This is a genomic window from Halorientalis sp. (assembly GCF_028275115.1).
Taxonomy (GTDB): Archaea; Halobacteriota; Halobacteria; order Halobacteriales; family Haloarculaceae; genus Halorientalis.
Map to the genome: position 1 here is coordinate 1 of NZ_JAQCNH010000136.1, position 19,973 is coordinate 19,973.

At 60.1% G+C, this 19,973-nt stretch carries 12 protein-coding genes and 3 pseudogenes; 7 read left to right on the plus strand and 8 right to left on the minus strand.

Features of this window, described 5'->3' with window-relative positions:
- The 3 genes from Q0964_RS16505 to Q0964_RS16515 form a co-directional block, all read left to right on the plus strand.
- Window positions 1-885: hydantoinase B/oxoprolinase family protein (locus Q0964_RS16505; protein WP_299269793.1), on the plus strand; the 885-nt coding region annotated here is incomplete at its 5' end.
- A gap of 3 nt (window positions 886-888) precedes the next feature.
- The gene (locus Q0964_RS16510; protein ID WP_299269795.1) at window positions 889-1,386 is read left to right on the plus strand and encodes an acetone carboxylase subunit gamma; all 498 of its coding nucleotides are present in this window, start codon (window positions 889-891) and stop codon (window positions 1,384-1,386) included.
- Between the two features lie 61 nt (window positions 1,387-1,447).
- Complete coding sequence (locus Q0964_RS16515) at window positions 1,448-3,043, plus strand: class I adenylate-forming enzyme family protein (RefSeq protein ID WP_299269797.1); 1,596 nt, start codon at window positions 1,448-1,450, stop codon at window positions 3,041-3,043.
- Between the two features lie 66 nt (window positions 3,044-3,109).
- On the opposite strand, the pseudogene Q0964_RS16520 reads toward Q0964_RS16515, so the two are convergent.
- A pseudogene (locus tag Q0964_RS16520) lies at window positions 3,110-3,756 on the minus strand (DUF234 domain-containing protein); the annotation flags it as partial.
- Window positions 3,757-4,234: 478 nt separating this feature from the next.
- Window positions 4,235-5,206 carry a nucleoside hydrolase gene (locus tag Q0964_RS16525; protein ID WP_299269799.1) on the minus strand — a complete coding sequence of 324 codons (972 nt, stop codon included), beginning with the start codon at window positions 5,204-5,206 and terminating at the stop codon, window positions 4,235-4,237.
- A gap of 255 nt (window positions 5,207-5,461) precedes the next feature.
- On the opposite strand from Q0964_RS16525, the gene Q0964_RS16530 reads away from it, so the two are divergent.
- Window positions 5,462-6,397: a PfkB family carbohydrate kinase gene (locus Q0964_RS16530; RefSeq protein WP_299269801.1), complete on the plus strand. Its 936-nt coding sequence runs from the start codon at window positions 5,462-5,464 to the stop codon at window positions 6,395-6,397.
- Window positions 6,398-6,653: 256 nt separating this feature from the next.
- Here Q0964_RS16530 and Q0964_RS16535 read toward each other — a convergent pair whose 3' ends face one another.
- Both Q0964_RS16535 and Q0964_RS16540 read right to left on the minus strand, forming a co-directional pair.
- Window positions 6,654-7,286 carry a peptide-methionine (S)-S-oxide reductase MsrA gene (locus Q0964_RS16535; RefSeq protein ID WP_299269803.1) on the minus strand — a complete coding sequence of 211 codons (633 nt, stop codon included), beginning with the start codon at window positions 7,284-7,286 and terminating at the stop codon, window positions 6,654-6,656.
- 290 nt (window positions 7,287-7,576) lie between these two features.
- Window positions 7,577-7,723 carry a hypothetical protein gene (locus tag Q0964_RS16540; RefSeq protein WP_299269804.1) on the minus strand — a complete coding sequence of 49 codons (147 nt, stop codon included), beginning with the start codon at window positions 7,721-7,723 and terminating at the stop codon, window positions 7,577-7,579.
- Between the two features lie 460 nt (window positions 7,724-8,183).
- On the opposite strand from Q0964_RS16540, the gene Q0964_RS16545 reads away from it, so the two are divergent.
- Entirely contained in the window at window positions 8,184-9,878 is a 1,695-nt protein-coding gene (locus Q0964_RS16545) for a methyl-accepting chemotaxis protein (RefSeq protein ID WP_299269806.1), read from the plus strand.
- A gap of 913 nt (window positions 9,879-10,791) precedes the next feature.
- Here the strand turns inward: Q0964_RS16545 and Q0964_RS16550 are convergent.
- Complete coding sequence (locus Q0964_RS16550; protein WP_299269808.1) at window positions 10,792-13,107, minus strand: sensor histidine kinase; 2,316 nt, start codon at window positions 13,105-13,107, stop codon at window positions 10,792-10,794.
- A 1,238-nt stretch (window positions 13,108-14,345) separates the two neighbouring features.
- Window positions 14,346-16,058, minus strand: coding sequence for an ATP-binding protein (locus tag Q0964_RS16555; RefSeq protein WP_299269810.1), 1,713 nt, complete (start codon window positions 16,056-16,058; stop codon window positions 14,346-14,348).
- Between the two features lie 774 nt (window positions 16,059-16,832).
- Between Q0964_RS16555 and Q0964_RS16560 the strand changes: the two genes are divergently transcribed.
- Window positions 16,833-17,102 carry a hypothetical protein gene (locus Q0964_RS16560; protein WP_299269813.1) on the plus strand — a complete coding sequence of 90 codons (270 nt, stop codon included), beginning with the start codon at window positions 16,833-16,835 and terminating at the stop codon, window positions 17,100-17,102.
- Between the two features lie 633 nt (window positions 17,103-17,735).
- Here Q0964_RS16560 and Q0964_RS16565 read toward each other — a convergent pair.
- Both Q0964_RS16565 and Q0964_RS16570 read right to left on the minus strand, forming a co-directional pair.
- Window positions 17,736-18,620: pseudogene (locus Q0964_RS16565) on the minus strand (IS630 family transposase).
- Between the two features lie 273 nt (window positions 18,621-18,893).
- On the minus strand, window positions 18,894-19,478 hold the full coding sequence (locus tag Q0964_RS16570; RefSeq protein WP_299269816.1) for a hypothetical protein: 585 nt from the start codon (window positions 19,476-19,478) through the stop codon (window positions 18,894-18,896).
- A gap of 121 nt (window positions 19,479-19,599) precedes the next feature.
- On the opposite strand from Q0964_RS16570, the pseudogene Q0964_RS16575 reads away from it, so the two are divergent.
- A pseudogene (locus tag Q0964_RS16575) lies at window positions 19,600-19,973 on the plus strand (archaea-specific SMC-related protein); the annotation flags it as partial.

Sequence of the window (19,973 nt, forward strand, 5' to 3'; positions counted from 1 at the left end):
CTGAACTTCGAGCTGTCGAGCCAGGGGTTCGGCGCCCGCGGGTTCACCGACGGGTTCGACGCCGCCTACGCCATGTGGAACCCCGAAGCGGACCTCGGCGAGTGCGAGGTCTGGGAACTGCTCGAACCCGCGCTGTACCTCGGGCGCACTCTCAAGCCAAACAGTGCAGGGATGGGCAAGTACCGCGGCGGGTCGGCCTTCGAGTCGGTCCGGATGGCCTGGGGCACCGACGAACTCTACCTGCAGAACAACGGGAACGCGCTCGCGTTCAACAGTCCCGGGATGTTCGGCGGCTACCCCTCCTCGACGGGTTACATCCACAACGTCCGGGACACCGATATGGAAGAACGGATCGAGAACCGCGAAAAGTACCCCGTCCGTGACGGGACACCTGAGGACTCCCAGATGTTCGACTACGTCGAGGGCGAGGATCGCCAGTTCGAGGAGCGGGGGACCTCTCTACTCCACGAGTACGACGAACGGGACCTCTACCTCAGCGTCAACCGTGGGGGCGCGGGACTGGGCGACCCCATCGAACGTGAACCCGAACGCATCGAGGACGACCTCAACGACGAAACTGTCCAGCGGGAGTACGCAGAGCGTGTCTACGGCGCTCACGTGAAAGAGGTCGGCGACGGAGAGTACGAGGTCGAGCCCGAGAAGACGGCACAGAAACGAGAACGCATCCGCGAACAGCGCGGCGAGGAGGCCGTCCCCGTCGACGAATGGAAGGAGCAACGGAAAGCGGACGTCGTCGAGGGGAACTTCGTCGACGTCGTCAAAAAGACCTACAACGAGAGTCTCGAACTGAGCGAGGAGTGGGACGACCACTTCCGCTCGTTCTGGGACCTGCCCGCTGAGTTCACCTTCGAGAGGGAGGACTGACCAATGCCAGAGTACTCAAAAGAGCGCATCGAATCGCTCATCGATGGGACGATTCCCTTCGACGACGCACACGACATGATGAGTGCGTACAAGGACTCGGACCGCTTCGACAAATACCGGGAGATACTCCAGGAACGAGCGGACTGGGACGACACCATCCTGCTCCCGCTGACGGACCATCTCTACGTGGTCAACAACGGCAGTGGCCGGGTCACGAAGTGTGACTGTGGCCACGAGTTCGGAGACTTCACCGAGAACTGGAAACACGAGGCGCTCATCAACGTCCGGGACAATCGTCAGGATCTGCAGGAGATCTATCCGAAGGCAATGCACTCGGACCCTGAGTGGATGGTACTGCGGGAGTACTTCTGCCCCGGGTGTAAGACGCAACTCGAAGTTGAGGCAGTCCCGCCAGGGTACCCCATCGTCTTTGACTTCCGGCCGTACATCGACGACTTCTACGAGGACTGGCTCGGCCGGAAAGCGCCCGACAAACAGTAGGCCAGTTCATTAACTATCCCCCGCACGATTCACACACCATTCACGATGCCAGATACCAGCCATGCCAGACAACACTAAACGTGCCTACACCCTGAAGGGTTGTTTCGAGTCCAGTCTGACCCGGAACAGCGAGCGCACGGCGCTGCACTTCGACGGGGACGACGAGACACTCACCTACGCCGAGCTGGACGAGCGGTCGAACGCGGTCGCCAATGGCCTCGTCGACTGCGGTGTCTCACCCGGGGAGCGCGTCGTGCTAATGCTCTCGAACCGGCCCGAGTACGTCGTCGCCGACCTGGCGATCGTCAAAGCGGGCGCCGTCAAGCTGCCGCTGAACGACATGCTCACCCCCGACGAGTTCGAGTATATGCTCGCCGACTCCGGAACGTCGACTGTCGTCGCCGGACCGAACTTCACCGACACGCTCGCGGACCTCCGTGAGAACCTCCCGGAGCTGGACCGCCCCATCGGCATCTCGGCGGGTCAGGAACTCCCGTCAGAGTTCACGGACTTCGAGACGCTGAGTGCAGACGGCGATTCCGAGGCCCCACCGTCGGTCGACGTCGACCCGTCCGACACGGTCGCGCACTACTACACGGGCGGGACGACGGGGCAACCCAAAGGCGTCGTCCACAGCCATCGGAATATGGCGATGAACACCTACGCACACGCCATCGAACTGGGCATCACGGGCGAGGACGCGCTCCTGTTGATGACGCCCCTTCCACACTCCGCGGGACTGTTCCTGTGGGGTGGTCTGCTGTCGGGCGCGACGATGGCCGTCCGCGACGGGTTCGAACCCGAACGGGCCCTGCAGGATATCGAAACCCGGTCTATCTCGTGGACGTTCATGATGCCGACGATGATATACCGGCTCCTCGACCACGCCGACCTCGACTCGTTCGACACGTCGACGCTTTCGACGCTCGCGTACGGCGCAGCGCCAATGACGGCAAACCGCCTCGAGGACGGCCTGGACGAGTTCGGCCCCGTATTCCTGCAGTTCTACGGCCAGACTGAGGTCCCGAACCTCATTACGACGTTCGGAAAACAGGAGCATCGACACGCCATCGAGACCAACATCGACGAGCGACTGGAATCGGCCGGCCAACCCTGCCTGATGGCCGATGTCAAAGTCGTCGACTACGACTCCGGGGACGAACTCCCTCGGGGAGAAATCGGCGAAATCCTCGCGACTGCGCCCTACGCCATGGAGGAATACTTCGAGCGTCCCGAGAAGACAGCCGAGACGCTCGTTGACGGTTGGGTACGGACTGGTGACATCGGTCGCGTGGACGAGGACGGTTACCTCTACCTTCTCGACCGGGATAGCGACGTCATCATCACCGGCGGGATGAACGTCTACAGCACAGAAGTCGAGGAAGCACTCGACCGGCACCCGGACGTCCGGGAGGTTGCTGTCATCGGTATTCCCCACCCAGACTGGGGCGAAGCGATTCACGCCGTTCTCGTTTCAGACGCTACCTCGCTCTCGGAATCAGACGTCGAAGCGTTCGCAGACGACCAGTTAGCAGACTACAAGAAACCGAAAAGCGTCGACTTCGTGGACGAAATTCCGAAGACACCGTACGGGAAACAGGACAAGGTCGCTCTCAGAGACCGGCACTGGGAAGACGAAACGCGGGATATTGCCTAATGTTGGCGGTTTCTGTTGTTACGCAGAGTCAAGAAGAGAGCCCCGCCCTGCAGGACGGGGAGGATGTCAAGACGGCGTGCGTAGGTTGTCGATGTCCACTATCCTAAACAAGGACCACGAGTCATCGAGTTGTACTTCGAGACCGTCGGCGAATCCGCTTTCCGAGAACGGGGCGAACAACTCATCTCGATCCGGCGGTCCCCATCGGACGTGCTCCGTTTTTGTTCGCAGGCTCTCGACGAGGCCTTCTCCAACTGGACCCGTTGTCCACTTACATTCGGCGAGGAGGACGCGGTCGTGGTTCGGTGACGGCCCGACGATGTCGATTTCCTCTTTGTTCTACCACCAGCGACCGACTTCGGAGGACGGTTCGAATGCGCCGCGTCGAATCCCTTCCCGGGCGGCTTCTTTACATACGTCCTCGAACGTGGGTGCAACGTGCATTGGGAGGTCCGGTTCAATCGTCTCGTCGTACACGATCTCCGGTGTTCCTCGATACTGAATCGATGCGGCTCGACATGTCGAAACCAGAACCGAATGAACTCGTCCACAATCCGGTATCCTGAGCGCTTCGATTTCTTTCTCGAGGCCCTGACTGGCCCATCTCGTTCGATGAGGCGGAGTCGGCGAGGTGTCTGTAGGTACTTCGAGAGCGGCCCCGAATCGATCCCCGTTGCGCCGAAGCTTTCACTCGGTGCCGTGTGACCCAGTGCGTGCCTACCACGCCCTCGTCGACGACGACCCGGGTATCGAACCACGCCGCCGATTCGGCCATCCGGCGCAACAGCGGTGATGGACCGTTTGCGGCCGGTGGAGCAGTGCCGGCGGACCGTCGTATACTCGCTCGCTCGGTGTGCGCCGACAGACCCGTCACACTCCTGCACACTCCGGGATCACGCCGGTTCTGGCCGCTCGAACCGTCAAACGACCGGGTGTTCCCGCCCGTGGCGGATACCGTGGAGCACGTCTCGAACCCCGACTCACCGACGGAATCGCAGCGCTCATCGCCGAGTTTCCGGACCGGGCAGAGCCACGAGACGCTCACCGAGCACTCTCATCCCGTTGCCGAGGAATCAACCAGAGCCGGAGTCCACACCGAAAAGTCACAGTTTCGGCCGTGGGTCAGTTTAGCTGCGGGCGAGTGGTGACCGGTCCCACGACCCGACGACGGGATGGGGTGACGGGATACGACTACGGACTAGGGTCGCGGTCGGTCAGCATCGACCGGAAGATCGCCTCGAACCGGTCGGCGTCGACCGATTCGACCACCGTCGTCCGGGCGGGTTCGCCGGTGACCCCGGTTTCGTCGACGGCGGTGTACCCGCGCGTCAGCCCTTCGCGCTCGTCGACCGCGACGTGGTAGGTGTCCGCTGCGTCGACGATGTCAGGAAAGGCCGCGACGGCCGCGGTCAGCGAGTCCGGTTGTGTCGCGCCCGCGGTGCCGGTCCGGTCCGCCATCGTCGCCCGTGCCTGCTTGGTGACGGTCAGGACGTAGTCGGCCAGTTCCGACTCGACGTCGGCGGCCCACTGGAAGAAGTCCGGCCCAAAAAACGAATCCCGGAGACTGCACCCCCAGTCGACCAGTGTCACCTCGAGACGGTCGAGAACCACCTTCGCGGCGTCGGGGTCAACCCAGAAGTTGTACTCCGCGGCCGGCGTGACGTTCCCCCGGCAGTTGACGTTCCCGCCCATCACCCAGACCCGGTCGAGCAAATCGCCCAGATCTGGCTCGCGGTGCAGCGCCATGGCGACGTTGGTTAGCGGCCCGATACACAGCAGCGACAGTTCGCCTGGCGCCGCCCGCGCACGGTCGAGAATTGCCTCGACGGCATGGTCGGTGGCCGACGGGACGTCCGTGTCGGGAAACAGGTTTCCACCCAGGCCGCCCTCCCCGTGGACGTCGCTGGCGTGCTCGAACTGCTTCAATAGGGGTTGTCGGGCCCCCTCGTGGACCGGTACCTTCTCGGCAACCCCGGCGTGTTCGAGGGTGTACTTGGCGTTTTCGACCTGGTAGTCGAATGGGACGTTGCCACAGACGACGGTCACCGCCTCGAGGTCGATTCGGTCCGAGAGTGCTGTGAGCAGGATCGCCTGCGTGTCGTCGCCGGCGGTGTCGGTGTCGACGATCAGGCGCCGTGGTCGGTCGCTGGCTGTATCGGCCATGGTGTGACCCAGGAGCCACGGACCATAGCCGTTGTTCCGCCAGGCCGGGAACGGCCGACCCTGCCGAGCGGTGCCGGTCACGCGGCGCGGTTGACTCGCCGACCAGACCGACCGGTCCTCCTCGTGACGAGCGACGAGGCCTCCCTCAGGGACCGACAGAGTCGACGCCGGCCGCGAACGCGACGATCGGACGGGCGTTGCCTCACATTCCCTCGGGCTGTAAGCATTATACGCGCCGAGTTCCTGCCTCACAGTATGCCCCGAGTGGTCAGTTTCGGGAGCGTCAACATCGACCGCGTCGCCTACGTGGACCAGTCGACGGTCGACGGCCTCGCGGCGACGTACGACTGGTTTCCCGCCCCGGGCGAGACGGTGCGAGTGCCTGACGGGATCCCGCCCGACTTCGACCGGCACGTCTCGGAGACGTTTCTCGGCGGCAAAGGCGCGAACCAGGCCGTCGCCGCGGCGGCCGCAGACGCGGACGCCGCGCTCGTCGGCACCATCGGCGATGACCACGACGACTTCGGGGTGCTAGCCGAACTGTCGGGACGTGGGGTCGATACCGAGGCCGTCGCGGTCGTCGAGGAAGAGATGGGCACTGCGTTCGTGTTCGTCACCCCGGACGGTGAGAATCACATCGCTTACTACCCGGGCGCGAACAGGGCGGCCACTCCGGAACACGCGATCCGACATCTGGACGGGATTCTCGCTGCTAATTGCCTGCTGGTCCAGAACGAGTTGCCGACGGCCACCACAGAACACCTGCTCACGTCACTACGAGACGTTCCCGACCGGCCGACCGTCGTCGTGGATCCGGCCCCGTCGACAGGCGCTGCGCGGCTGCTGGACACCGGCATCGCCGACGTTGTGACGCCGAACAAACACGAAGCCACGCTGCTCACGGACGCACTGGACGGCCCGGAGACGGTCATCGAGACCCGAGGCGAGGACACCGTCGTCGTGACCGACGGGCGACGCTGGGAAGTGTCGCCGCCGTCGGTAACGCCGGTCGACACGACGGGAGCGGGGGACGTGTTTGCCGGCTATCTCGCCGCGCGGTTAGCTGCCGGCGACGACCGGGACCGAGCGATCCGCGCCGCCACGACTGCCGCTGCACTGTCGACCGAACACGAAGGCGTCCAGCGGGCGGTGCCGGACCGGTCGACAGTGACCGCTCGCCTGCACAGGTGAACAGATACGGCGACGCCCCGCCAACCCGTCCCCATTCCCGCGCGGCCCTCTCAGCGCGATGTGCGTTCGCCGCTGTCGGGGCGCGACGAACGGCGACGGCGGCCATCGGCCCTGCAGGTCGACGGCAGCGGGCGGACGCGATACAGAGTCCGAGCGAGAGTGGGAGTATCGGGAGTGACGCCGTGGCTGCGACGCGAACGTCCGACGAGCGAGGACTGTAGCCGGTCGCCGGACGCGTGGCGTGACAGTGGCCGTGTCACCGGGACGGCGCGGTTTCGTTGTCGGTCAGCCCCAGTTCGTCCGCCACGCCGACCGTTTCTCCGGCAGCGTAGCCGTTCAGTGCGGCGGCTGCCGGCGACTCGCGGATAGCTTCGTCGTCGTAGCCGGCCTCCTCGAACGGCCCCAGGAGCGGTGGCCGTGCCCTGAGGCTGTGTTTCTGGTGGTAGTCCTCGGCCGGAAAGAACCGCGAGAGCGCCTCGATACGGGTCTCGATCGCGTCGGGGTCAAGGTCGGCGGCGGCGAGAAACGCCTCGAGTGCATCCCGCTGGGCCGCGGATGCGGTGAACACGACGTGCTGGTACTGGGTTTTCCGGCTCTGACTGTACGGATCGTGCGCCCGAAAAACGCGGTCGAGGAGGTCCGTATACGAGACGACCGCCGGGTCGTAGTCGACCTGGAAGACCTCCGTGTGATCGCCGAGGGCGTGGTACGACGGGTCGGGTTTCGTCCCGCCGGCGTAGCCGACCCGTGTCCGTACGACGCCGTCCAGCGAACCGAACCGCGCGTCCGGCCCCCAGAAACAGCCGAGGGCGAACGTCGCCACCTCGGTCGCCTCACCGTCCAGTGCTCGCTCGTCGAAATCGTGTATCCGCGCAGGTCTGAGTGTCATATGTGGGCTCCTCGTCGCTCGGTCCGCTCCGATATCATAGCTCGGCCTGGCTCGTGGTATACCTTTCCCACGACAGTCGTTCGGGCCGGTGGCGGCCACGGGAGTTCTGATGGAGAAACGTACCTCCCGCCCGAGGGGACACCCATCACGACCGACGCCGATGAGCAACCCGCCACGGACGCCACGATGGCACGGGAACGCGCCCGCGACCACCTCCGGACCGGCGAGAGGCGTACGCCTGCAACGGCGTCGTCCGGGGGTGTCCCGGAAGCGGCCACCGTCCAGTTCGCCTACGACGAGGCGTACGACGTCGGGTTCAACACCGCGGCGACCGACCGGGAGTCCGAGCACCTGACGGCGAACCCACCGGTTGCGGTCTCGTCGACGAACGAGACGATCGCCTCCCGTTGTGACTCACTCCAGAACTGTCTGTCCATTCGGGTGGTCCGCCGGTGTTCCGGCAGGTCCGTTTTGACTGTGTCAGTGAGCGCTAGATTCCGGTCGAGATACCCTCACCTGACTCCGTACGAGAGACACGCAGAGATGTACGCGAAGTACCGCTGAGCGGTTGATACGGAAAGCGTATCTTCGCGAACCTGCTCGGCCGGAGGCAGTGCTCGTTGAGCGTTCGTGGCCCCTTCTGGGTGTTATTCGGGTCATCGAGATGGTGACGGTTCTCTTCTATCCACACGGCCCAGCGAAGAATGACATGACCCCCTTGAGTTTCCTCGTGAGCGGGTCGTCGCCTTCTGCCTGCTCGGCAGCAACACGGCCGGATGGCGGTTGGATTTCCAGTCCACGGGTGCCACCGATAGCCATGAGCCGCTCTGTGCGGTTACCGGACGTTCACATGTAAAAAGTGCTGAAATATATTACGATTGAACCTATGTGCATAGTATGAACACGATACTATCGGGTCTGATACAGGCAGCAGACGACGAACATCGAGAACAGAGGACCGAGGCACTGAACGGAAGCGAGGCGTGGGAGGCACTCGGTAACGGATATATCGCCGATGAAGATGTCGAAGTGAGCGAACAACTGGGGTCGCTGGAGGGCGAAAGTGCGGCATCAATCCTGTTCAGTTTTCTCGACGGCTCAGACGAAGCCGTCTTTATTATCGATAACGACGGGATCATGATATATGCGAACAAAGAGTGTCGTAACCTGTTCGACCGTGATCGGGGGGAACTGCTGGGAAACAATCTCTTTGAGTACGAGAACGCCGACAACGAACCCGTTCGCGAACGTGTGCTCGGGGCAGGTGAATCGATTCAGAGAGACGAGGAGATCGAACTCGACGACGGTAGCATACGATACAGTGAACGGTCGGTACACCCGCTTTTCGGCGAGGGAGGGTCAGTAATCGGTGCCATCGAAATCAACCGCGACGTGACCGAACGCGTCCTCTCACAGCGCCGGGAGGAAGCGATTCGGGAGTATCAGGCAACGGCAATCTCGGCGCTCAAACAATCGATTCGCCAGTTGGGGGAAGGTGATTTTACCGTCGCACCGAGCCTTCCTGAACCGGATGAGGAGTTCGATGACATGCAGGCTGTCGCCGAGGAGTTCGAGCAGATGACAGCGGACCTTCGGAATGCAGTCGACAGCACGAATCAGGCTCTCGTGGAAGCCCGTCGGACCGCCGAAGAGCTAAATCGGCTCAGCACTCGGCTTCAGCGTTGGGGGAGCGGAGCTGTCGACGCAGTAGCTGATATCGAAACGGCTAACGAGCGTGTCGCCTCAGTAACAAAAAACCAGGACGAGCGGACGAGCGAAGTAGAGCAAAACGTCTCGGCTCTCTCTGCGGCAATCGAAGAGGTCACAACGAGCAGTCAGGAGATTCAGAAGCAGGCACAGAAAGCGACCACTCTCGCTGCCGATGGAACCGAGACTGCCGAGGATGTGATTGAACAGATGGACGCAGCCATCGATGCCTCTGAGCAGAACGTCGAACAGGTCGAATCGCTCGAAGCACAGATGGAGAAAATCGGCGAGATGACTGACATAATCGATGACATCGCCGAGCAGACGAACATTCTCGCGCTGAACGCCAATGTTGAGGCGGCACGAGCGGACGGGTCCGGGAGCGAGGGGTTCGCTGTCGTCGCCGATGAGGTCAAGCAACTGGCAGAGGACTCAAAGGAGGCGGTGAGTGAAATTTCGGCAGTGCTAGAAACCCTCGGCGGTCAGATCAACGACACTGCACAGAGTATCAACCGGAGCAACGACCGGGTTCAGGAAGCCTCGACGGTCGTTGCGCAGGTCGTCGAGACGACCAACGAGATCAGCGACGCCATCAGTCGGACTGAAGAGGATGTTACCGAAATCTCCACGACGATCGACGACCAAGCCGAGAATACCGAAGACATCCTCGAAGTCGTTGAAAAAGTGTCTAATGCGAGTGAGACTGTCGAAACACGTATGAGAGACGTCGCGACGAGCGTCGAAACGCAGGCGGATATCGTCGACCGCGTCACCGAGGCGGCAGACACGATCGACAATCTCGGCGACGACCTCAACCGACAGCTATCCTCGTTCGAGATAGCCGACCCGGCCGATACACACCCGACCGGACGGGACGGCGACTGAGAAGCGGGGAATGCAGTGTGTGGCAGGCCTTTTCATTCACTGCAGACTGTCGTAACATCGCTTTCGGACACTGTAGGGGTACTATGAGCGGTGTTGAAGATGCGCGAATCAAGGGAGGGCGCGCTGCATACAGTGCGCGTATTCGGTGATGGCCGTGTTATTCCCCAACTAATCTAGATACGATGACTAATTTACAAGATCGCTGTGGTTCAAGATCGTCCATCAGTACTCACCTGACACATGTCACTTCCGTCGTGGGTCTCCCGAGAGTTGGAGAACGACCGGAAGGTGAATACGAAACTGACTGACAAGCACGTCGTCGAGACGATGCACGAGGCCGGTCGGCCACGCTTCTCGGTTCAACAGATTCGAGACCGAGTCAGACCAGATGTCTCGAAAGTCACCGTCCGTAACCGATTGCGTGATCTAGAAGAACGGGGTATCGTTGCGACAGAAACGTATTCGGACTCACTGACGCTGGTATTATATCGACCATCCTAGTCAGACTGGCCGCTCTCTCCAGAGGGAAAACAGGCATTGAACGGACAGTCAGCCAGCACAGAGAATCCACTTCGTGAATTAGACGAACACCCGGATACTGCCCGCGGTGGCGGCGGCGTCCCGGGCGCCGTCGAGTGCCGTCGCGTGGTCGCCGGTGGCGCTCGTCTATGCGGTGCCGGTCTCGGGAGCAAGGCGGTCGGAAGGGTGTGCGGGACGCCTGCTCAGGCGGTAGCGTCCAATCAGCTGAATCGCTCTTGTCCGTCACCACCGTACCCGACCCCACCGCGTCTCGTTCAAGCCCCTCCGTGCCGTGAACGGTGTCTACCCTCTCTCGATGTGTCGTCCGGTGTAGTGGTGTACGCGGCATCCGGTCCACAGTGTGTCTCGTCGCGCGGTCGGAGCCGAGCCGAGATTACGAACGCTCGTGGGAAGCAGCATCGATATTCGGGTCCGCGGCGGGAAGCGAGAGAACCACCACGGTGCCGTCAGGTTCGTCAGAGCCGGCAACCGATTCCGCAGGTGGCGCAGTCGTCCCGTCGTCCTCGAACCAGACAGACCCGCCGTAGCGGTCCATCATGACCTCGACAAAGTAGAGCCCAAATCCGACGGACCCCGACGCTTCGCGTGTAACCCCCTTCTGGAACACAGTGTCTTTCATCTCCTCAGGGATTCCAGGTCCGTTATCGGCGATTCGGACGTGTGTCGCGTCGGTTCGCCGGACCGTCCGGACTGTCACTTTCGGTGTACTGGTGTCGTTGTGTTCAATCGCGTTCAGGATGAGATTCTCTACCACCTCGGCCAGTAAGTCGTCCCCAGTCACCCAGAGGTCGTCGTCAACCGTTACCTCAATTGTTGCTTCCTCGTGACCCTGGCGGATTTTCTCGACCTTCCGTCGGATGGTGTCGCTCAATTCCACCGGCCGGAGGTCTGTGTCGGTCTGGCCGCCGAGTTCTCCTGTTACCGACCTGATCTTGCGAGTGAGCGTCACGATATCGTCGCTGTACTCCGTAATCGTCCGCAGGTGGTCCATCCCGGCCTCGTCCACGTGGTCGTCGAGCATCCCGGCGCGACCCTGTATGACTGTCATTCCATTCAGGAGATCGTGTCTAAGACACGCGTTGAAGAACTCGATGTGTTCTTTCTGTTCCTCGATTAACGCACGGCTCTCCCGGAGCTGTCGTTCTTTCGCTATTCGATTGAGAGCGTTTTCGGTCGCGGAGGCGAGAGTCTGAGCGAACTGTCGGTCGTCGTCGGTGAGGGTGGCGCCGTCGGAGCCGCTGCTGACCAGAAGGACTCCGTGTTCCCCCAGCGGGAGGAGAACCGACTCGTCTAGTGACACTGGAAGCGGCTGTTCGGCTTTAATTGTGGGTGAGTAGACGGACATCGGTTCACCCGAGTCGAACACCTGCCAGAGGTCGTTCTCACCGCGCTGAATAACCGGGAGTGGCGTCGTCTCGCTGCCGTCAATCCGTGTCACCTCACGGGTTGGTGTGTCGGAATTACCCGTCGTGAACGCGTCGAACAGCGGGTCAGTCGCAGCTGCCACCCGGAGGTGGTCTGTGTCGGCGTTGTGAAGCAGGATGGCCGAGTACGGGCATCCGAGGGTTCGTTCGGTGGTTCGAGTCGCGAGCATTGTCACGTCGTCTTCCGTCTCGGCGGTGAGGAACCGCTGATTGACCGACTGCAGTTCGGCGAGAATCCGCTCGCGTCGTTGCTGCATCGTCACATCTCGGAGGACAACAGCAGACCCGCGTCTGCGGTCGTACTGGTCACGGATCGGCGCTTTGCTGACATCGTAAGCCGCGACCGACCCGTCCTCGTCGCTCTCGTGCTCGAATACGTTGTTTTCAGCCACCGCTTCGTCCAGTCCTGGCAGAGCAGTTCCGAGGTCGGTCCCGACGGCACTCCCGTCGTCAAACAGCGATGTTCCGGCCGGATTGCTGTGAAGAAGGGTGCCGTCCTCGTCACAGACGAGAACCGGGTCACTAATTTCGCTGAGGACGACATCGGGTGCGAGCGGTTCGACGTCGAGAAAGTCATAGTAAAAAAGCGCGCTCGCGATGACGACAGCCTCGCCCGCGTAGAACAGGGGTGTCAGGTCTAAGCCTGGGTGGGGGCTGAGTCCGAGCCTGAAGGCCACACTCCCGATTGCGGTGAACAGCACTGACAGCAGTATAATCGCCGTTTGCCGCCGGTAGACGTTCCGTTGTGAGGCGAGAAACTCCCCGAGCAAGGCGATGTACACAAGAACGCTCGGGTACGCGACTGACACCGTCAGAGCAGAGAGAGCGCCTGTCCGTTCGGCTACCGGGAGCGTCAGTCCGGCAACCGTCCGGATTGTTACCTCACCGAACAACAGGTTCGTGAACGGGTCGGCTAGCACCAACGCTGCGGAGAACCCATAAATCGCCAACAGCGCCCGTCGGCGCCGTATCGTCAGCCAGTCACCACGACCGGTGTAGATGAGCGTGAACTGAAGAAAATAGTTGATTATCAACGCCGCGAACGCGAACTGTGTGGCGATCAAGACTGCCGCAACCGCCGGGTCACGGACGAAGACGAGTGCCGCAAACACGAATCCCCAGCCACCCGACAGTATCGATTGCTTGGCGAACGGTATCGCTGCCGGGTGGTCCCGGTGCTGCCAGGCAATATATGCCGCAGAAACACCCGCAAAACCGCCGAGTGATGAGATAGCGCTAATCGAAAGCAAAGTCGCACCAGCCATGCGTATTGTAGTACGCTGTGATAAACTAGTGTCTTGCGGGTTTGATTCACGTCTGATAATCTGTTGGGTCGGCAGGAGAACGGCACGGTCACGGGGTGAACCGCACTGGCCATTTTGCCCGCACAATACGCCACAGACTGCGTATGAATACGAACCACCACACCGCTATCATCGAGACATTTTTTATTTCAGCGGAGCGTATTTCACCCAAGTATTATAACTGATATCGGAAGTCGGCAGACGCAGGTGAGAATTTGCTGACTCCTGCCGGGGCGACAGACGCATATCAGTTCAGTCGGCAGGAGAAACTCAAAGATGTTCGTTGACACGCTCTCCACGAGACGCCGGAGACGACATTCAGCGAGGATAGAGCGGCGGTCTCCGCTTGGATCGATGGATTCGTCTGTCGCTCAGGGTCAGCGTATCCGCTCCCGTCGCGCGATTTGAGCCGGTTATAGTCGCATCCACCGCCGGGCGTTTCATTACATCGCACACGCCGTGGTGTCCTGTACAGTCTGTGAGAACCTGGGTTACGCCACCTCGGGATACTGCGTTACTCTACAATTTACAGTCGGTTTCACAGCCAGCGACGGTTCTCACAGCGGTACAGCCGACCGTTCAGTGCGTGTTCCAAGCGAGCAACTCGTAGCAGTATCAACAACGGGGACAACGCTTCCGACGGTGGTGATTGTCGTCGGCGACACGGGTCTCACTAGCGGAACAACACGGGCGACGGCGACCGTCAGAACGCTCGTCCGGGGGGTTCCGCATTTATCCGCTGTCTCTGAGTGGTGCGCATCGAGGAAATCGATTCGGTGAACTCGTACTCGGCCGGTTTTTGTTGTTCGTCCTGGTTGTGGTCGTTTTCGGGACTGTGGACTGTCTGGACCTGCTTCGGTGTCGCTCACCGGCCGTCGACTCACGACTGCCGAAGTCGGTGTGTATCTGGCGCTCTTATCCTTCTACGACGGCATCCACGCGCTCGTACTGCTGACACCCCACCGTGGTCGTCTACAGGCGCTGAGGGACCTGCCGACTGGGCACTCCTGTTCCGCCTCGCACAGCCCAGTGAGTCGTACTCTCGGCCCGTTCGGCTCGGATTCGATATCGACCGTGCGAGCCGGTGCGTCGGCGTCGATGTTCCACTCTACGTCGACTGGTGGATGGGGGCTGTTGTTTCCCGTGGCGTGGGCACTCGGGTACCATCGATTCCGGTGTGGCGACCTGTGAGAGCAGCTCTAGCGGCCAGCGTATCGGTCCCGGCCTTCCCTGCGAGAGGCATACTCGACATCCGGAAGTCGGACGGTCACAATGCTGCCGTCGGGATTGTTTTCCTCGAAGGCGATTCCACCGCCGAGTTGCCTAACCGCCCACTGGACCGTCCAGAGTCCGATACCACGGCCGTGTTTGAGTTGCGTTTCGGTCCCTTCGGTCAGGACCGCTCGTTCGCGCTCGGGGATTCCAGGACCGTTGTCCGCGACGAGTATCTCAGCTGTACTCTCGTCACACGAGCGCACGGTAATTTCGACATACGGCGTCGATTCTGTATTGTGGCTGATTGCGTTGTCGACCAGCTCGGACAGGAGCCTGCGGATGATCGCCGGATAGGAATAGATCGACAACTCATCGGGACAGGAAAGCGTCAGTTCAGTCTCGGAATCAGCAGCTCGATACTGCTCAACGATGTCCCGTCCGATGGTGACGAGATTCAGGGGTTCCGGGGATTCCGTCCTGTTTTCCATGAGTCTCTCGGCTTCTCTGGCTTTCTTGCTGAGTTCGACGAGTTCGGTCGCGTTGTCACGTATGTCTGTGCGCAGTGTATCATCGTCGATCCGGTCAGCATTGGCGAGGACGACGTCCAGTCGGTTTCGAACATTGTGCCTGAGGATGCGATTGAGAACTGCGAGGCGCTGTTCCTGAGTCCGCCGTTCGGTCACGTCGCGGAACACGACTGCACGGGCGACCGGGTCACGCTCTTGATCGTCGTCACCGGGGGCATCGACCGCCGAGACGCTGTACTGGAGTTGGCGGCGGCCTCTCGTCGTCTTGACTGTGACCGTCCCTGTCGCGCCCGCCGAGAGGTCAGCGCTCCCAGTTCCATCGACGACGGATCGGAGTGGTTCGCCGACTATGGCGTCCCGCGAGCGGTCGAACACCTGTGCCACCGACTCGTTCGCATCAACGACGTGTTCGTCCCAGTCAAAGACGACGACCGCTTCCCGAAGCGACTCTACGACCCGTTTTCGGGCGACTGATTCGGAACTCGGGACCCCGGTCAACACTGGGTAGCGCCGAACAGCGATGAAAAATAGGCCACCGGACAAGAGCAGGCCGACCGTCATACCGTCGGCGACCTGACTGTTCGTTCCGATCACACCGCCGAGGTACGGCGCACTGATACCCAGTAACAACACCGCGACCTGCACGTTCGATATCAGCGTGTACCGCCAGCCGAGGCGGATTAGAATATACGCCGCGTAGACCAGGAGTCCAAACAGCGAGACAACTGCTGCCGCCAGCATAGATAACAGCACCAGCAGCACCAGACTTCCCTCCGATTCGGGAGGGTCTAGGGCCACCACGGCGAGCGCGGCGCCAGCAAGTACCACGGGAAGTATGCTCCCAGACAACATGAGGATGCGTCGCCGCGTCAGTCCAGTTCCTCGTCCGGCGTACCCGAGTACGTACCACGTCCACGTTCCCGGAACGATGAGCGCGGGCAAGAAACTCGCGGATGCCACTGTGTCCCCTATACCACTTCCCAAGAATATGGCTGTGAGTGTCGCCCCTAGCAGTATCAGTGCCCACGCTGTCAGTGCGCCAAGCAGCGCTACGAACGGCCGGGCATTCGGCCGTTCCCAACGCTGGAACGCGGTCCAAGTCGTCCAGCTCAGGAGCGCAACAACTGTGACGTTGAGCAGACCGTTCACAACTGTCTCTAGCAGTCCCATCAGTCGGTCACCCTGTCCGTTGTACCACCCAACGGGCGGCGGGCACGTGGTTCGATAGCGCCTGTTCCCGACGAGGAATTGTCTCTCGGGAGTTCGCGAGAGCTCAGTGTCTGTCCGCCAAGCTGGTCTCTCACGGTTAGTAACGGCCCGTGTGAACTGATAGCCGGACCGACAACGACAGTTCGAATCCCCGTGTAATAGACCGGTTCGATACCAGCCCAATGAAAACTACCACGGGCCTGACGCGACATGGTTGCTGCTCGGGACCTGCGAATATAAACACGGGACCGATGTTTCAGATTGTGAAACCCTGGCCGTCGTGTAATTAATGGCTGTATCGGAGGTCTGATCCACGAGCCACTGTTGGCCAGTACCTACGTTGAGACCCGGAGTGAGATTATTCAACTATGGCTACTCCAGACAAGAATTGAAAACTTCGGATATAAGCAACCGCCCGCAGACGCCGATATTCGGTTAGCTGACCGAGGACAGCATCAAACCGGTACTGTCCGCTCCCGCTGACCCCGCCTTGTCGTCCCCCCTCGTCGAAAAAGTGCGATAGTAACCGTTTTCAGACCCACTCGCCGGGGACACTCTCGATGACTTCGCTCGGATCAGCATACACCTCAGCAATCCGCTCAATTTCAGACCACTATACCGTGGAGGAAGAACAGCGGACAAGGTGGGGTCCCTGGCTTGCTCCCAAACTCAGCAATATATTCACGTCCTCTTCGAGAACTTCCATAATAAAGTAGACGCGTGGGTAAGTTGAGAATGAGCGACAGTGTTGATACAGTAGCTGTCCACCATCAGTACGACCTCTACACCTCGCAGGTTTTATACACCTACAAAAAGCTCTGGGACCAGCACAGAACCGATCCAGTCACTCACGAACGTATCCGGCAGCTCTTGGAGGAGTTGTCCTTCCTTGAGATTACCGAGTCACGTAATCAGCACCGCGGTAACAAGGGTCAATTCAACGAACACACATTGAATCGACCACCGGATATTATCAAGCAGATCCACGAGGAGACGGCTTCCTGAGACCTGTTCTCTGGCAGATTCTGGTTCGATTTTAACCAATGTGTGCCCGGATAGAGACGTTAGCGTGAGTTAATACTCCTCGCTGTTCTGCAATCTAGTGGAACGCGACAGCAGTGATATACTGGAGAAACAGGTTCTCTATTCGTTCGATTGTGACTATCTAATCGGCGTAGGTTTGACCACTAGACAGGTGCTCGCTGAGTTGGCCAGGGATGTCGAGCAGGCTTCTACCCCGCGTTAACGTCTGTGACCCGGCAGACGACGCAATGACCGACGCACAGAGCAGGTAGAACACAGCGTCTCCCGATATGATCTCAAACACGGCAGGGACGCCTCCAGCAGCATCCCCGATAGTGGGCATATTGTGCGACGCGTGGGCGATCATCACGACTGGCAACGCTCTCAGTGTTGTTGCACAGCCAGCCGAGAATGACCAAGGTAACTGTCATATTCAGCATATACTCCCAGAAAACGGTGAAATCGCCGGTCCCAGTCAGGGTCGTCGGGACGTGACAAAGCACCCAGACGACGACAGTCAGTGAACTCGTGTGGAGCGCACTGAATCGCCGCTGGAGACGGGGTACAGGAAGCCACGCCAGCCCAGTTCCTCCAATGCGCCAGCTATAGCAAACATTAGAAACAATTGCTCACTTTGGGAACAGAGAATCTGTCGAGAGCGGTGTCAATCGCTGTTGTTAGCTTGTCGAGAGTGTCAAAGGATCGGTTGCTGAGAGCGTTCTGGAGTTGTCTCCAGCATTCTTCGACCGGGTTCAACTCCGGTGAATGAGAGGGTAACGCCACGAAGGCGAGGTCGTCACGGGCCGCCAGGTCCGTGACAGTCGACGCCTGGAAATACTGCGCTCCGTCCAGTACGACAATCAGGTTGGCCGAACTGTTCGACAGAGGGCCGCGTACCGCGCGGAAACCACGCGGCACGCGGCTCAAATTGGACGGATTTCTTGCTTTGGTCGATACAGACTACAGCGGCGTCCATCTCCCGCCGCTTTTTTATCTCGTCGTGGAACGTTTCTTGCTCGTCCTTGTCGGCTCCGGCGGCTGAACAACGTGGTTTCTGGTAGCTCAGTCCCGCTTCTTTCAGCAACCGTCGACAGCTCGGGATTGAATACTCGACGTCGTACGTTTCCTCGAGATACTCTTGAGCAAGCGCCAACGCCGGCGCTTCGATTACGACCTCTTCAGGTCGTTCGTGAACGGTTACTTCGGATTTTTCTTACCTTATTTTTGACACTTTACGTTCTCTCCCAGTTCGCTTATCGTCGGATACGGCTGGCTCAAGCGACTCGTCGATGTCGAGTCGCTTAGTCAGGTATAGATGGTCTGGCGCTGAACATCGCATCACTCAGCCAGCTCAGTCTGCGTCACACCGTTTTTGCACGCGGTGGCTGCTAAGAGCCGTTGCGTCAGCTTGTTTTCGTCCACGTTGTCAAGAGCATCTTGCAGCCCTTCGACAGAAATTTCCTCAGGGTGCTCTACTAACTGTGCAACGGCTACGAGCAAAAAGTTCTAACGATTACTATAACGAAGTAGACAACAACAGAGGGCGTTCAGTAACGCATCGACCTACCGTTCGGACGAACAGCGAGCGTTACCCGAGTCCAGTTCGAACGACTCCGAGCGAACGGCGAGTTTTTATTCGGTGAACTTCGTGTGCTGGTCGATGTTTAGATCTACTGTGAGGGGTATAGTTCACAGTACGAAGTCGCTGACTTTACCGGACGTGGGAGGTGTGAATGTACTGACTGTGGATTCAAAATAACAGTCTTCGGTATGTCATTGAAGAATGCTTTCAGACGCCAATCCACTATCTTTTATCAGAATGTGCGTTTCTATCTCCGATAACATGGAACGAGTCATCTCAGACGGAATCAATGTCACTGCGGAGAGTATTGGCGGGATGGAAGGAACGTCGATTGAGCTTTCTGCAGGTATGAACACACTAGTTAGACGGAACGCCACCAACACAACGTCGTTCCTGCAGGCACTCGTGGCGGCCTGCGGGAGTACCGGCGTGTCGCTCAACAGCGATGCCGACGGCGGATACGTCGAGATGGAAGTCGGGAGCGGAGAGATAACGCGGACGCTCACACGAGCGGGAAACACCGTCAATTCGGAGTCGACCCGTATCTCGAGGACACGACTGTCGCTGACCTCTTTGCGTTCCTGCTGGAATCGAACGAAGCGCGCCAAGCCGTCGCCCGGCAGGACGACCTCCGAGACGTCATCATGCGCCCAGTCGATACTAACGAGATCAACACGGAGATCGGGCGGTTCAAAGCCGAGAAACGACAGTTCGGTCAGGAGCTCGAGGAACTGGACAATCTCGCAAACCGACTCCCAGAGCTCGAAGAAGAACACCAGCAACTCAACTCACGCCTCGGGGAGAAGTAGACCGGACTCGAAAAAAGCGTGCCGAGGTGCGGCTACCGACGCCGACGTCGACGAGTCACGGGAGGAGAAGTCTGAACTCGAATCGAAAATGAACGAACTCCGGGACATCCGGTCAGACCTGAAGAGTACCCGGTGCGAGTTAGAGGCCCAGCGCGAGCGCATTGCGTCACTCGGAGACGGGCAGGAGGAGCTAAAGAGTGAACTGGCTGGCCTCTCGGAAACCCCAGCCGGATGGATTCCTGACATCGAAAGCGATACTGACCGCCTCCACCAGCAGAAACGCCGTGTCGAGAGCGGGGTCAACGAACCCCGGAACGTCATCCAATTCAGCGGGGCGCGACTTGCGGAGGACGACAGCGATTCACTGGCCACACTCGACGGCGGGACAGAGACACGGGAGTCGGTGACAAGCCAGCTCATCGAAGACGATACGAAGACCTGCTGGACCTGCGGGTCGACCGT